Raw genomic sequence first — 14,899 nt, 5'->3', positions numbered from 1 at the left:
AGTTATAGTTTTTTGGTTAAAGCCACATTTCCGTATTCAGAAGTAATAACGACTGTATTTACTCCTTTTTTCTTATAATAGCCGTTAAAATTTTTGGTGTAATTGGTTTCAGCTTTGTTCGTGAATTCAAAATCACTATCGTATTTGAAGTCGGCATATCGAAGGGTTACATCAAAATCGAAAGCATAATTGGGACTGAAACCTACTTTTACTCCAGTGTAACCAGCATTGATCGCAATTGAATTGGCTTTGGCTTGCACTAATCCAATGTCAATGCTGCTGTATTTGGTTTGTAGTTGGAGCTGATTGTTCAATGTTCCTACTTTTATGGTCAAATAATTCCCAATTCCTTCAAGCGAATTCACTTCTTTTACTTTTACAGTGCCATATTTGCTAGTGTATTTTACATCACCGGCATCACCAATAGCCGTATCAGTATAGTCTGAAATTAAATCTATTTTCGAGAGGGCATCAATAGTAAGTCCTGAGTAACGCCCTATGATGTAGCCATTTTTCAAATAAGAAATGCTGGAGTTGGAGCAGTATTCTATGGTGATATTGTTTTTATTGCTGTTCAATCTACCCATGGTAATTTTTCCATATTTACAAAGAATGTTTGTTGGAGCATTCAAATCGGTGGTAGCGATATTACCGTATTTATTATCAATAGTCACGTTGCCATTTTTTGGAATTTTGATAACATAATTAATCTCAAAACTATTATTTCTGCCTTTGGAACGGTAATTAGTATTCTCAATCTGAGTTTTTGCGGTTACCAATGATTTCAATGCATTGATATCAATAGTGATATCGTTTAAGCGTTGATTTACCCAGTTTTCACTATCACCACTTACTTTTATTAAAATATCAAGTTCAATCTTGTCTTCCTCCCAAGTGGTAACAAACACGGTTCCGTAGGAATTAGTAATATCAATTCCTGCATCACTATTGACAATGAAGGCTTTTTTGATGTTTTTTTGCTTTGTAATAATTGCATCGTCATTTGCAAAACCAAGTATCGGGAATAGCAGGAATACAATAATAATTTTATAAAGTTTTTTCATCATTTTGAGTGTTAAGTTGTTCTGTTGCTTCAATTTGAGTCAATACATTTTGCAAGAAGGAAATTCGAGTTTGCAAATTGCTAATCATAGCGTAGATAATTTGTTTATTTTCTCCATTAGTAGCAATTTCTTTAATGATTTTTTGATAATCATTATCCAAAATTTTCATTTGTTGTAAGGCATCAGCAATTATTTTTTGGTTGTGTGGCGATTTTTTTTCTTGTAATTTATGCAGTTCATTTTTGATCAAAACGGTAAAAATGGAATCAGTCTGTTTTGTTTCTGTGGAAGCAAAAATGAAATGATTTGTCTTGGCTTCGGTCTTAAAAAAGAAGGACAAACTAAACATCACTACTAAAGATGCTGCAATAGCAATTGAGGTATACCAATTCCTTTTCTTTCTTTTAATGCCTGTATTTTCAAGTTTGCTTATAAATCGATTTTGGTGATCATGAGGTAGGGCTACAACATCCCATTCTGATTCGAATTTGGTAAACAATTGGTCTAATGTGTCCTCTTTATTTTGCATATTCATGTAATTTATTTCTTAAACTTTCCTTCGCTCTGCTCAAAGTTGTTCTACAATTTGCATAGCTTATTTTTAGAATTTCGCTAATTTCTTCTTGATCATACCCTTCGATATAAAACAAGGTCAAAATAGTACTGTAACTGGTTTTTAAGGATTGTATGGCTAGCAAAACCTCTTTTATTTTTATTTCATTAAAGTTGATAACTTCCGAAATTTCAGGCTCTTTGTCTTCAATTTTATATAGGTTTTTCTCAAAATCATCCGCTTTAATTTTGTTGTTTTTTTTACAAAAATCAATGCTATAATTGATTACAATACGTTTTAGCCATGCGCCGAAAGCCACTTCTTTTTTGTAGGAGTCAATTTTAGTAAATGCCTTCAAAAAACTTTCCTGCATCACATCTTCAGCAAAATGGGCGTCTTTTACCATACGAAAAGCCACGTTGTACATAGCCTTACCATACCTATTATAGACTTCAAATTGGGCCTTTTGGTTTTGTTGTTGGCATAGCGTAACCAATTCTTCGATATGTAATTCAGTATACGACAAATAGTAATTGATGGTTTTAAAGAAAGACGGCTGTTTTTAGATGATGTTACAGTTTTTGTAAAAAGTTATTTAAAGGTATCAAAATTAAGTACATAAGTTGTTGGCAATATCAATTGTCGTATTTAATTCCGATTTCGACTTACACTATTTCGCTGGTAATTTAGTAAATTTTATTCTAGTTACTTATTTGTTGGAATTCTTTCGATTCTGCAGTATGTCCGCATAAAAAAGACGGATCATGAAATAGATAAAAAAAGAAAGATTTAAAGCGACTTCATGGCCAAAGTTCTCAGATATCAGATGGAATTAATGAAATTCTAGTTAAAAATTTTTTTAATCGATGGTTTACTAATTCAATTTTCTATTTTTTCAAAGGAGAATGATTTTTTTATAAAACTTATCTCGATAGTAGTACTATTGCTTTTTTTAGGAATATCATAAAATATTCCTTATCCCTTTTCGTTTCAAAGGTATGGCACAAAGATTGTCTTTATTACCTTGAATTATACTACATGAAACAGTGTAAGTGTTGAATTTCAGAGAATTAAAAAGTATAAAACATTAACTTTGCATGGAATGAATTTTCATTTAATGACAAAATGACTTAATAACGATATGTCAAACCATAAAATACTAACAATTGACAACTTGTCACTTCAAGAATTTGATTCTGAATCAGATTTAATTCCGCTTTTAACCCCTGAAGACGAAGAGGAAATGAATAACGAATCCTTGCCGGAAACGTTGCCTATTTTGCCCTTACGTAATACGGTTTTGTTTCCCGGCGTTGTAATTCCTATTTCTGCAGGAAGGGATAAATCCATCAAATTAATTAATGATGCTAATGCTTCCGGTAAAGTAATTGGTGTGGTAGCTCAAATCAATGAAGACGATGAAGATCCTTCTAAAAACGACATCAACAAAGTAGGTACCGTAGCTAGAATTCTGCGTGTACTTAAAATGCCTGACGGGAATGTAACGGTAATTCTTCAAGGTAAAAAGCGTTTTGAAATTGATGAAGTGGTTGCAGAAGAGCCTTATATTACCGCTACAATTAAAGAAGTATCCGAAAAAAGACCTCGTAAAAACGACACTGAATTCTCAGCGATTATTGATTCAATCAAAGAATTGGCCATCAAAATTATTCAAGAAAGCCCAAATATTCCATCCGAAGCTACTTTTGCTATCAAAAACATTGAAAGCCAATCCTTTTTGGTGAATTTTGTTTCTTCAAATATGAATCTTTCGGTGAAAGAAAAGCAAGATTTGTTGGTGATTAATGGATTGAAAGAAAGAGCTTTGGCTACTTTAAAATTCATGAATATTGAATTGCAAAGGTTAGAGCTGAAAAATGATATTCAGTCCAAAGTACGTTTCGACTTAGACCAGCAACAAAGAGAATATTTCTTGCACCAACAGATGAAAACCATCCAAGAAGAATTGGGAGGTGTTTCGCAAGAGGAGGAAATAGATGAAATGAGCCAAAAGGCCAAAACCAAAAAATGGGATGAGAAAACGCAACAACACTTCGAAAAAGAGTTGTCCAAAATGCGTAGAATGAATCCTCAGGCTCCAGATTTTGGAATTCAGAGAAATTATTTGGAATTATTTTTAGAATTGCCTTGGGGCGAATTCTCTAAAGATAATTTTGATTTAAAACACGCTCAAAAAGTATTAGATAAAGATCATTTTGGTTTAGAAGAAGTTAAAAAGAGAATGATTGAACATTTGGCCGTACTTAAATTAAGAAACGACATGAAGTCTCCTATTATTTGTTTGACTGGACCTCCAGGTGTGGGTAAAACTTCTATTGGACGTTCGGTTGCTGAGGCTTTGGGTAGAGAATATGTTCGTATTTCTTTGGGTGGTTTACGTGACGAAGCAGAGATTCGTGGGCATCGTAAAACATATATAGGAGCTATGCCAGGACGAATTATTCAAAGTTTGAAAAAAGCAGGTACTTCTAACCCTGTTTTTGTTTTAGATGAGATAGATAAATTATCAAGCAGCCATAACGGAGATCCTTCTTCTGCCTTGTTAGAGGTTTTGGACCCTGAACAAAACAATGCTTTTTATGATAATTTCCTAGAAATGGGATATGATTTGTCTAAAGTTATGTTCCTAGCGACTTCTAACAATATGTCGGCTATTCAACCTGCCTTGCGCGATCGTATGGAAGTGATAAAAATGTCGGGTTATACTATTGAAGAAAAAGTTGAAATTGCCAAAAAACATTTGTTCTCCAAACAACTAGCAGCTCATGGTTTGACGGCTAAAGATTTGACTATTGGCAAAAAACAATTAGAAAAAATCATCGAAGGCTATACTCGAGAATCGGGTGTTCGTGGCTTAGAAAATAAAATTGCTCAAGTGGTTCGAAATGCAGCCAAATCAGTTGCAATGGAGGAGGAGTATAACAAAAAAGTAACGGACGAAGATATTGTAAAAGTATTAGGTGTACCAAGATTGGAGCGCGATAAATACGAAAGTAATGATGTGGCGGGTGTAGTTACCGGTTTGGCTTGGACAAGTGTTGGCGGTGATATTTTGTTTATCGAATCTTTGATTTCACCAGGCAAAGGAGTAATGACCATTACTGGAAATTTAGGGAATGTCATGAAAGAATCGGCTACGATTGCCCTAGAATATATCAAATCGAATGCTGAATTGCTTGGTTTAAATCCTGAAATCATTTCGAAATACAATATTCATTTACACGTTCCAGAAGGAGCTACTCCAAAAGACGGTCCTAGTGCTGGAATTGCAATGTTAACCTCTTTGGTGTCGTTGTTTACTCAAAAAAGAGTGAAGAAAAATTTAGCCATGACAGGTGAAATTACCTTGCGTGGAAAAGTCTTGCCTGTAGGCGGAATCAAAGAAAAAATATTAGCTGCCAAAAGAGCGAATATCAAAGAGATTATACTTTGCCATGACAATAAAAGTGATGTGGATGAAATCAAACCGGAATATTTAGATGGGGTTACGTTTCATTATGTGAAAGAAATGAGTGAAGTTTTAACTATTGCCATTACCAATCAGAAGGTGAAAAACGCAAAAGATTTAAAATAAAGCAAAGTCTTATTAGTTATTCCAAATTCCAGCGGTTGATCAAGTTCGGAATTTGGAATTTCTTTTTTATACGGAAAAGCATATTTTTATTAGATATAATTTTATCTTCGTTTTGTCGTTCTATTTAATCAAAAAAACACCATCTTGAAGGTATTCAAAAAGCTTTTAGTTGTACTTATAATTTCACTTTGTTTGCCAGTTTTTGGGCAAATAGGAGGACGGTATACTTATCAGTTTTTGAATTTGGTAACTTCGCCACGTCAAGCGGCTTTAGGAGGAAAAACCGTGACTATTTATGATGATGATGTCAATCAGGCACATTTTAATCCAGCGGCTATTAATCCAGAAATGCACAATCAATTAGCGCTGAATTACGGGAGTTATTATGGAGAAGTGAGTTACGGTACGGCTTCCTATGCTTATACGTACGACCAACATTTGCAAACTTTTCAAGCGGGAGTCAATTACGTTAATTATGGACAATTTGAGGGGTATGATGAAAATGGTCAGGCTACCAACTCTTTTACGGGTAGTGAAGTATCGCTTTCTCTGGGATATGCTTACAATATTCCGTACTCTAATTTTTTTATTGGTGCCAATGCTAAGCTAATCTCTTCTTCTTTGGAAAACTATCAATCTTTTGGTGGCGCAATAGACCTTGGCGCTGTTTTTATAGATGAAAACAACGATGTGAATTGGGCATTGGTAATTCGGAATTTAGGAACCCAATTCACGACTTATTCTGGTTTACATGAAAAATTACCTTTAGAAATAATTTTTGGTGTTTCACAAGAATTGGACAATGTTCCGATTCGTTGGCATTTGACCTTAGAAAATTTGCAACAATGGAATATCGCTTTTGCCAATCCCGTTCGTGGTGAAACGAGTATTGACGGCACAACAACCCAAGAAAAAATTTCTTTTGTAAACAATGCCTTAAGACATGTAGTTTTTGGTGTTGAATTATTTCCCAAAAGAAAATTCAATGTTCGTTTAGGATATAATTTTCGTCGGGCCGAAGAATTGCGCGTTGTGGATCAACGTCATTTTTCTGGAATTTCAGTTGGATTTGGCTTAAAGATGAACCGCCTCAAATTTAATTATTCTTATTCCAGATATACTTTGGCTGCAAATACAAGTTTGTTTGGTTTAACATTGAACTTGCAATAAGAGTTTGTTAACTTTGCATTTTATTTTTAAGCCCACACAATTGAGGGGAGCATCATTTTTAAAATCAGCAATTTTTTTCTTCCGAAAGACTTGCAAAAATCAACTTCATTTTGAATACTAAAATCACCATCGCTATTGACGGTTTTTCGTCTACGGGAAAAAGTACATTGGCTAAGCAATTAGCGCAGCAACTGGGTTATATTTATGTGGATACGGGCGCAATGTATAGAGCTGTAGCTTATTTTGCTATGCAAAACAATATCATTTCGGCAACGATTTTTGATAAAGTAGCTCTGATTGCGGCACTTCCTTCCATTCAATTATCGTTTCAATTTAATCCCACATTAGGTTTTGCGGAAATGTTTTTGAATCACGAAAATGTAGAAAGCCAAATCAGAACGATTGAAGTGTCTAATTATGTTAGTAAAATTGCCGAAGTTTCTGAAGTAAGAGCCAAATTGGTGGAGCAACAACAAGAAATGGGGAAGAATAAAGGCATTGTTATGGATGGACGCGATATAGGAACTGTAGTTTTTCCGGAGGCTGACTTGAAAATTTTTATGACAGCTAGCGCAGCTACCCGTGCGCAAAGACGTTTTGCAGAGTTGCAACAAAAAGGAGATAACGTAAGTTATGAAGCCGTGTTAAAAAATGTAGAAGAACGCGATTATATCGATACACATAGAGAAGATTCTCCTTTGGTTATTGCTGCTGATGCTATAGAAATTGATAATTCTAGTTTGAATAAGGAAGAACAATTTGCTATTGTTTTTGATTTAGTTTCACAAGTAATTATTAAGTAAGTAGTTTGTTTTGTAAATATCTATTTAAATAGTAAGTTTACCGCTTGTTTTTTATTATATCAAATAGACCTTATGGGAATTAAAATTAGATTGATTATAATGAGTTTTCTCCAATTTTTTGTTTGGGGAGCTTGGCTTATTACTATTGCCAATTTTTGGTTTGGCACAAAACAATGGGATGGCACCCAATTTGGTTTAGTTTTTAGTACCATGGGCATTGCATCGTTATTCATGCCCACGCTTTCAGGAATTATAGCGGATAGATGGGTAAATGCCGAAAAATTATACGGTATTTTGCATATTCTGTATGCCGCGGTTTTGTTTTTTCTGCCTCAAGTGACTACACCTGACAATTTCATTTATGTAATGCTTTTGGCGATGTGTTGTTATATGCCCACTATAGCACTTAGTAATTCCATTTCATACAATGCTTTAAAATCTAATAATTGCGACGTGGTAAAGGATTTTCCTCCTATTCGAGTTTTTGGAACAGTAGGTTTTATTGTGGCCATGTGGATTACTAATTTAACAGATAATAAAGCATCCGCTAATCAGTTTTACATCGCTGGATTTGCTGCTATTGCACTCGGATTGTATGCTTTTACTTTGCCCAAATGCAAACCTCAAAATCTCATCAAAGAGAATGCTTCTTTCATGGAATTAATGGGCTTAGAATCCTTCAAGTTATTTGCTAATTATAAAATGGCTTTGTTCTTTATTTTCTCCATGTTTTTAGGGGCTGCTTTGCAATTAACTAATGCTTATGGCGATGTTTTTCTTGATGAATTTAAGCATTTTCCAAAATATGCAGATTCATTTGTTGTAGAATATTCTACCATTATCATGTCGATTTCTCAAATTTCAGAAACGTTATTTATTCTAGCGATTCCTTTCTTTTTAAAGCGTTTTGGGATCAAACAGGTCATGTTGATAAGTATGTTAGCCTGGGTATTGCGTTTCGGATTGTTTGCCTTTGGTGACCCTGTAAACGGATTATGGATGATTATTTTGTCTTGTGTGGTTTATGGAATGGCATTCGATTTTTTCAACATCTCTGGGTCTTTATTTGTTGAGACCAACACCGATGCCAAAAATCGTTCTTCTGCTCAAGGTTTGTTTATGATGATGACTAACGGAATTGGCGCTGTGCTTGGAAGTTTTACCTCAGGTTGGGCAATCGATCAGTTTTTTACTAAATCATTTAAAAGTACCGCTGATTTAGCAGGGTTTTTAGAAACAGAAACTACCAATCCTAAAATGCTTGATTTTATTCAAAGCCAAGGAAAAAAAATCGCAACAGATGGTTTTTTTGATTCAGAAATCTTCATGAAAGATTGGCATACCATTTGGCTGGCTTTCGCAATTTATTCATTGTTAATTGCCATTGCATTTGCTATTTTGTTCAAACACGAACATCATCCCAAAGCAATAGACAAGGTACATTAGTCGCAATTAGTAGTAGTAAAAAATCCCAATGGTTTAAAAGCTGTTGGGATTTTTTATTAGTGAATAGTTGTTTTTGAGTGTGTTGGAATTAATTGAATTGTTTTGGGACCTAGAACAAAACCTGAGGGGGAAATGTTAAAATAAAATTAGAGATTTGCAATCTAAGAATAAGGGATGAGACCCATAGAGCTTTTAAAATTTATGTTACCTGACTTTTTAGTTGATCACTTTGAAGTGATTTCTACTACCAATACAGAAGAAATATTACACCTTTATTTTAAGAGAATGCCAAACCCTCAAGAGAATTTGATGCACTTTAATTAGTATCTAAAGGATTTTCAGACGAAATCACTATTCAAGATTTTTCCCTAAGAGGTAAATTTGTGTATTTATATATAAAAAACGTTGCTAGACTAATAAAAATAAAGGTGAGATAGTTAAAGACATTGGAATTTAGTTACTAAAGTAACCTGCATGAGTCAAGGTTTTGCGACTTTTTTAAAAGAAATTAATAGATAACATTGCTATCGATTGTCATGCCATTGGAGTTTTTTTCGGAGTGAACGGAAAAAACTCCAAAGACAATGCAAAAAAATATCTAAGTTCATTTAATACTTGGGCTCCACGAGTACTTGCGCATCAAAGGATTGTTTATTCTTAAAATATGGGGGCTCATTTATCAATTGATGAAGTAGCTTTGTTTCAGGGGTGGGGGCTTTACATTTTTGTAACCAACAAAAAAAGCAAAGGTAAAAAAGGTTTCTTAGTGGTCATTATTGCAGGAACAAAGGCTGATCAAGTCATAGAGCACATCTGTAAGTTTGATTATAAAAAGAGATATTGTGTTAAAGAAATAAAACTGACTCCATTGACATAAAAACAAAAAAAAAGCCGAAACAAATAATGTTTCGGCTTTTAAAGAGCGAAAGACGAGGCTCGAACTCGCGACAACCAGCTTGGAAGGCTGGAGCTCTACCAACTGAGCTACTTTCGCATTAAGATTTTAGAACGTAATTAGGTTGATCCTAACGTAGAGCGAAAGACGAGGCTCGAACTCGCGACAACCAGCTTGGAAGGCTGGAGCTCTACCAACTGAGCTACTTTCGCATTATTGTGGTGCAAATATAGGGAAACATTTCAGTTATTTGCAAATTTTGTAACCAAAAAAATGAGATAAAAAAGCATTAAATTTGTAATTGATTTAAAACTAAAAAGTTATAATTTATTTTTTTTCTACTTAACTCCCTTTTTTGTTGAGATAATAGAGGGTGCTCACTTTAAAAGAGTAATTTTACTTGTTTTAATAAATTATTAACCATGAAGTATAGTTGCTTTTTCTTCTCATTGCTTGTTTTACTAAGTTGTCAGAAGTCTGAAAAGATGGTTACGACCCCATTAGTTGCTTCAAGTATGACGCCTTTGCCAAAGTTGAAAGTTACTACGAGTGCTATATTATTTGATAGTTTGTTAGTACTTGGTTCAAAAAACGCAACATTGATACAATTTTATAGGGCGACTCAGTTTCATACCGTTTGGCAATCAGAAAAACAACGAAAATTTGTTTTGAAAATGATTAAAAATGCTGCCAATGATGGTCTTTTTACTAATGATTATAACTTGGATAAGTTGGAAACATATGAGAAAAAACAAGAGAATTGGATTGGTAATGATGTGATTGATTATGATATTTTGTTAACTGAAAAGGTGCAATTGTTTTTAAAGCATTTGAAAAACGGAAAGTTAAATCCTGGTAAAATGTATGATAATTGGGATCTGACCCAATCGAATTTAGAGGTTAATTTATTGCTTTTGAAGGCATTTGATACTAATGATTTCGCAGGCCTTTTGGAGGAATGCAGGCCAAAATCATTGGTTTATAATCAATTAATTGATGCGTTGAAAGTGATTGATCGATTGGAAGATCGTTATTTTTTACCTTTAAATTATACTAGAAATATTGAGTTGAATGAGGTTGCTCCTGCAATGAAAACAATCAAAAAAAAGCTTCGGTATTGGGGAGATTTAACTACTTCTGATTCATTGGCTACTACTTATGACAAGAAAACCTGGGAAGCAGTAAAGCGATTTCAAGCAAGACACGGACTGATGCAGGACGGGGTAATAGGGCAGGGGACCATTGAGGCTTTGAATTTTTCAAAAAATACAAGAAAAAAACAAATTATAGCCAATTTAGAGCGATGGAGATGGTTTGAGAGCCATGCAGGGGAAAATGCTGTTTATATTAACATACCCGATTACAAATTAGTAGTGGTTGAAAATCAAGATACCATGATGACACAGCGAATTGTGGTAGGTACAATAAAACGTAAAACACCAGTGTTGAATTCATATTTACGTACGGTGGTACTTAATCCTACTTGGACTATTCCACCCACTATATTAAAAGAAGATATTGTGCCAGCGATGTTGAGAAATCGAAATTATTTATCTCAAAAGGGGATTGTAATTTATAATACCAAAAATGAAGTCGTTCTGCCTAAGGATTGGAATGCTTCCAAACCGCATAATTATAGATATGTACAAGGTCCAGGGCCAGAAAATACTTTGGGTGAAATGAAGATTTTATTTCCTAATCGTCATAGTATTTATCTGCATGACACTAATCATCGTAATTTATTTGGACTTAGCAATCGATCTTTGAGTTCGGGTTGTATTAGGGTAGAAAAACCACTAGAATTGGCTGGATATTTTTTAAATCATTCGGAACATTGGGACAAAGAAAAAATAGATTCAGTGATTGCTTCGAGAAAAACACATAACATAAAGATAGAAAAAAAATACCTACTCTACATTTGGTATTGGACTGCATGGAGTGATAAAGGGAAGCTCTATTTTCGTAAAGATATTTATGAGTATGATGAACCTTTATATGATTGTTTACGAAGTTAATGCATCGTTTTTTTCTTCTTTTTTTCTTGAAGGATGGTAGATAAACAAAATAGATTGATCCTTAATGGCGTTGATTAAGGGGAGATTTATCTCTTTAGGAAGAGCGGGGCAGCCTAAACTTCTGCCTAGTCGTTTGTTTTCTTTAATGAATTTTTCTGAAACATAGTCGGCGCCATGAATCACAATAGCTCTGGCTCTAGCGTTACAGTTTATTCCCTTTTCTAACCCATCTAATTTCAAAGACAATCCATGCTTTCCATGGTATATTTCTCCCGTGCTATAAAAACCCAAGCTACTTTGAAAAGAGTCATTTTTATTTGAAAATTGAGTGGCATATTCTTCCCCAGTGTTTTTTCCATGAGCCACCAAGGTATGAAATAAGATAGCATGATTTGCTAAATCAATAACCCAGAGTCTCTTAGTGTTTGAAGATAGGCTGAAATCTATTAGGGTTAGAATCTGTTTTTTTACAAGCCCTTTTTCTTGTAATGATTGGTATCCCGCAAATGCTGCTGCAAAGCTCTCAAACTTTGGTAAGGCACATGAACTGCTTTTCAAATTGTCGTAAGCATTTTGTATCATCAAATATGATTTTGATTTGATATTTATTATTTTTTCGGTTTTTACCTTCCCTAATGTGCTTTCTTTTTTTGTAGAAAAAGGCAGGTGAATTAGGTTATAAGTTAGATAAAATAAGATAAAAATTACATTACAATTCATTGATACTCTTTTTGTTGTGTAAGTAGTTGTTAGTTGCAAATATACTTCAAATGAAGTTTGATATTGATAAAAAATGTATTTCATCGGTTAAATTTAACATTTCATCGATGTTTTTTGATTTATATTTTTCAATTCATGTTTTAAAAAAGAGTTGAATTATGTTAAAATTTATATATTTACCGTAAATTTAACTTGATAATGAATAAATATTACGGTTGTATAACAGTTTTGTTGTTATTTCTATATTGCTCGGTTTGGTCTCAAAAAAAAATAATTAAGACGAATGTTCTTAAAGGAAGTATTACTGTAGATGGGAAATTTGAAGAGGAATCTTGGAAAAATGCCTCAATTGCAACTGATTTTGTGATGTTTGAGCCTGATAATGGTAAGCCAATTAGTACTGCTAAAAAAACCGAAGTCAAAATTCTTTATGATGATAATGCGATTTATATCGCTGCAACAATGCTGGATGACGAACCTAATAAAATTCAGCGAGAGATTACTAATAGAGATGTGTTCGGGGTTTCCGACCATTTTGGTGTGTATATTAATGGTTTTAATGACGGACAACAAGATTTTAGATTTTTTGTAAGTGCCGCAGGAGTTCAAATGGATTGTTTAGCGACTGAAGATTTTGAAGATTTTAGTTGGGATGCCATTTGGGATAGTAAAGTGCTTTTAACCGCTACTGGCTGGACAGTAGAAATGAAAATTCCCTATGCTGCTTTGCGTTTCTCTAAATCTAAACAACAAACGTGGGGGATTAATTTCATGCGAGAAATTAAACGTGACGTGCAAAAATATACCTGGAATTTGGTCGATACTAAAATTGGAGCGGTGATTCCTCAAGCGGGAGTTTTAGAGGGAATTGAAAATATTAACACGCCCACACGACTTTTTTTAATTCCTTACTCTTCGGCCTACTATCAAAAAAATGATTCTGGAGATGATACCACATTTAAGGCTGGGTTAGATCTGAAATATGGAATTAATGATTCATTTACATTAGATGCAATTTTAGTTCCAGATTTTGGTCAAACCAAGTTTGACAACGCTATTTTGATTTTAGAACCTTTTGAGCAACAATTTCAGGAAAATCGTCCTTTTTTTACTGAAGGAACAGATATGTTTACCAAAGGAAATCTTTTTTATTCCCGAAGAATAGGATTGGGGTCTACTACTGAAGTTACCGTAAAAGACAATGAAGAGATTGTGAATTACCCGAATACAGTTGACTTGGTCAATGCTGTAAAAGTTTCTGGTAGGACCCAAAAAGGGTTGGGGGTAGGTTTTTTAAATGCAGTCACCGAAAAAACTTTTGCAACCATTAGAGATACTATTTCGGGAAGTACTAGAAAAGAGCTAATCGAGCCACTAACAAATTATAATGTATTAGTGTTTGATCAACGCTTTAATCAAAATTCATCAGTGACTTTTATCAATACTAATACCACTCGTAATGGAAGTTTTAGAGATGCCAATGTATCGGGACTTTTGTTCGATTTGAATACGAAAGCTAATACCTATAATCTATATGGGGATTTTAAGTACAGCACCATCAATACGGAGCAGGATTACAACGGGTTTAAGACGGCTTTGAATTTCGCTAAAACCAGCGGAAAATATCGGTACATGCTTTCGGGAAAATATATTTCTGAAAATTACGATATTAATGATTTGGGAATTATTTTTTACACCAATTATCATGGTTTTTCTGCTAATGGTAGTTACAGAATTGTGAATCCAACCCAAACATTTAATACTTTCAAAGTAGAACAAGAAGTAAACGTTGAAATACAAAACACCTTCGGAAAACTTCAGGAAGCCTGGTACAAAGCACTTATCAAGGGAACAAATTTGAATAATGATTATTTTGAATTTGCATTTTTTGCCAATCCCTTAGTTAATTATGATTTTTATGAACCGCGAGAATACAACAGATATGTTTTTATACCGAAAAGAATGTCTTCTTATTTTGGCGTTGAAATGAATCGAAATCATCCTTTTACTATTGATGTTACGCTTTCAGGAGCTTTATTTGACGAGGCGGGACGTCATCAATATGGTTTTTATGCAAGTCCTAAATACCGATTTAATGACAGACTTTCCTTGGCTTATGCGGTTGATTATTTGAAGAAAAAAAACGATAGAGGTTGGGTAGCCGCTACAGATGATGAAATCATTTTTGCAGAACGTAATCGAGAATATATTCAACATGATTTTACGGGTAAATATGCTATTAACGAAAAAATGACTGTCAATTTAACCGCACGTTATTATTGGTCTTATGCCAAAAATCATGAATTTTTAAGCTTACAACAGGATGGAAAGCTACTAAACAATCCAGCATATACTGAGAATAAAGATCGAAATTTCAATTCCTGGAATTTTGACTTATCATACAGTTGGTGGTTTGCCCCAGGTAGTCAATTGTCGTTTTTATATCGTAATTATGCTTTAGAAAGAACAAATCTTGTAGAACGAGATTTTCCAACAAATTTTAAAAATGTTTGGAATAATAACCTTACCTCTATAGTGTCATTAAGTGTTCGTTATTTCATTGATTACAATGCTTTGAAAAATAAATTCTAATAGAAGCAAAGTCTATATAAAGTTATAAATGTTTAGAATTAGCAAA

General features: G+C 33.8%; 11 protein-coding genes and 2 tRNA genes. 7 read left to right on the top strand and 6 right to left on the bottom strand.

What is annotated here, in order from left to right; all coding sequences use genetic code 11:
- Positions 1 to 2: 2 nt before the first annotated feature.
- The 3 genes from ACSVH7_RS04600 to ACSVH7_RS04590 are packed head-to-tail and all read right to left on the bottom strand — an operon-like array spanning position 3 to position 2,143.
- Positions 3 to 1,067 (bottom strand): hypothetical protein, encoded by a 1,065-nt coding sequence (locus ACSVH7_RS04600; protein ID WP_438065517.1) that lies wholly within the window; start codon positions 1,065 to 1,067, stop codon positions 3 to 5.
- On the bottom strand, positions 1,048 to 1,593 hold the full coding sequence (locus ACSVH7_RS04595) for an anti-sigma factor (protein WP_438065516.1): 546 nt from the start codon (positions 1,591 to 1,593) through the stop codon (positions 1,048 to 1,050). The genes ACSVH7_RS04600 and ACSVH7_RS04595 overlap by 20 nt, the downstream gene beginning before the upstream one ends.
- Positions 1,583 to 2,143 (bottom strand): RNA polymerase sigma factor, encoded by a 561-nt coding sequence (locus ACSVH7_RS04590; protein WP_438065515.1) that lies wholly within the window; start codon positions 2,141 to 2,143, stop codon positions 1,583 to 1,585. Before ACSVH7_RS04590 ends, ACSVH7_RS04595 begins: the two co-directional genes overlap by 11 nt.
- A gap of 615 nt (positions 2,144 to 2,758) precedes the next feature.
- Here ACSVH7_RS04590 and lon point away from each other — a divergent pair.
- From lon to ACSVH7_RS04565, 5 genes are all read left to right on the top strand, one after another.
- On the top strand, positions 2,759 to 5,212 hold the full coding sequence (gene lon / locus ACSVH7_RS04585; RefSeq protein WP_438065514.1) for an endopeptidase La: 2,454 nt from the start codon (positions 2,759 to 2,761) through the stop codon (positions 5,210 to 5,212).
- A gap of 144 nt (positions 5,213 to 5,356) precedes the next feature.
- Positions 5,357 to 6,382, top strand: coding sequence for a type IX secretion system protein PorQ (gene porQ / locus ACSVH7_RS04580; protein WP_438065513.1), 1,026 nt, complete (start codon positions 5,357 to 5,359; stop codon positions 6,380 to 6,382).
- Positions 6,383 to 6,492: 110 nt separating this feature from the next.
- Positions 6,493 to 7,185 (top strand): (d)CMP kinase, encoded by a 693-nt coding sequence (gene cmk / locus ACSVH7_RS04575; protein ID WP_438065512.1) that lies wholly within the window; start codon positions 6,493 to 6,495, stop codon positions 7,183 to 7,185.
- A gap of 72 nt (positions 7,186 to 7,257) precedes the next feature.
- Complete coding sequence (locus ACSVH7_RS04570) at positions 7,258 to 8,631, top strand: nucleoside permease (protein ID WP_438065511.1); 1,374 nt, start codon at positions 7,258 to 7,260, stop codon at positions 8,629 to 8,631.
- A gap of 664 nt (positions 8,632 to 9,295) precedes the next feature.
- The gene (locus ACSVH7_RS04565) at positions 9,296 to 9,508 is read left to right on the top strand and encodes a hypothetical protein (RefSeq protein WP_438065510.1); all 213 of its coding nucleotides are present in this window, start codon (positions 9,296 to 9,298) and stop codon (positions 9,506 to 9,508) included.
- Between the two features lie 44 nt (positions 9,509 to 9,552).
- Here the strand turns inward: ACSVH7_RS04565 and ACSVH7_RS04560 are convergent.
- Together ACSVH7_RS04560 and ACSVH7_RS04555 are read right to left on the bottom strand one after the other, a co-directional pair.
- Positions 9,553 to 9,625 (bottom strand) — tRNA-Gly (locus ACSVH7_RS04560).
- Positions 9,626 to 9,665: 40 nt separating this feature from the next.
- A tRNA-Gly gene (locus ACSVH7_RS04555) sits at positions 9,666 to 9,738 on the bottom strand.
- A 273-nt stretch (positions 9,739 to 10,011) separates the two neighbouring features.
- Here ACSVH7_RS04555 and ACSVH7_RS04550 point away from each other — a divergent pair.
- Positions 10,012 to 11,541 (top strand): L,D-transpeptidase family protein, encoded by a 1,530-nt coding sequence (locus tag ACSVH7_RS04550; protein WP_438065509.1) that lies wholly within the window; start codon positions 10,012 to 10,014, stop codon positions 11,539 to 11,541.
- Here the strand turns inward: ACSVH7_RS04550 and ACSVH7_RS04545 are convergent.
- Positions 11,530 to 12,345, bottom strand: coding sequence for a murein L,D-transpeptidase catalytic domain family protein (locus tag ACSVH7_RS04545; protein WP_438065508.1), 816 nt, complete (start codon positions 12,343 to 12,345; stop codon positions 11,530 to 11,532). The genes ACSVH7_RS04550 and ACSVH7_RS04545 overlap by 12 nt on opposite strands.
- 114 nt (positions 12,346 to 12,459) lie before the next feature.
- Between ACSVH7_RS04545 and ACSVH7_RS04540 the strand changes: the two genes are divergently transcribed.
- On the top strand, positions 12,460 to 14,853 hold the full coding sequence (locus tag ACSVH7_RS04540; protein WP_438065507.1) for a DUF5916 domain-containing protein: 2,394 nt from the start codon (positions 12,460 to 12,462) through the stop codon (positions 14,851 to 14,853).
- Positions 14,854 to 14,899: the final 46 nt, after the last annotated feature.

Origin of the sequence: Flavobacterium sp. TSSA_36 (genome assembly GCF_051547165.1) — a bacterium.
Taxonomy (GTDB): domain Bacteria; phylum Bacteroidota; class Bacteroidia; order Flavobacteriales; family Flavobacteriaceae; genus Flavobacterium.
Note: the sequence above shows the minus strand (reverse complement) of the source record. Positions and strands in the feature narration are given on the sequence as shown.

What these genes read in the sequence shown, in the direction of transcription:
- ACSVH7_RS04570 (WP_438065511.1), top strand. Translation starts at nt 7,258, where the DNA reads ATGGGAATTAAAATTAGATTGATTATAATGAGTTTTCTCCAATTTTTT.
- ACSVH7_RS04545 (WP_438065508.1), bottom strand. Translation starts at nt 12,345, where the DNA reads ATGAAATACATTTTTTATCAATATCAAACTTCATTTGAAGTATATTTG.
- ACSVH7_RS04565 (WP_438065510.1), top strand. Translation starts at nt 9,296, where the DNA reads ATGGGGGCTCATTTATCAATTGATGAAGTAGCTTTGTTTCAGGGGTGG.
- ACSVH7_RS04550 (WP_438065509.1), top strand. Translation starts at nt 10,012, where the DNA reads ATGGTTACGACCCCATTAGTTGCTTCAAGTATGACGCCTTTGCCAAAG.
- lon (WP_438065514.1), top strand. Translation starts at nt 2,759, where the DNA reads ATGTCAAACCATAAAATACTAACAATTGACAACTTGTCACTTCAAGAA.
- ACSVH7_RS04595 (WP_438065516.1), bottom strand. Translation starts at nt 1,593, where the DNA reads ATGCAAAATAAAGAGGACACATTAGACCAATTGTTTACCAAATTCGAA.
- ACSVH7_RS04600 (WP_438065517.1), bottom strand. Translation starts at nt 1,067, where the DNA reads ATGATGAAAAAACTTTATAAAATTATTATTGTATTCCTGCTATTCCCG.
- ACSVH7_RS04540 (WP_438065507.1), top strand. Translation starts at nt 12,460, where the DNA reads ATGAATAAATATTACGGTTGTATAACAGTTTTGTTGTTATTTCTATAT.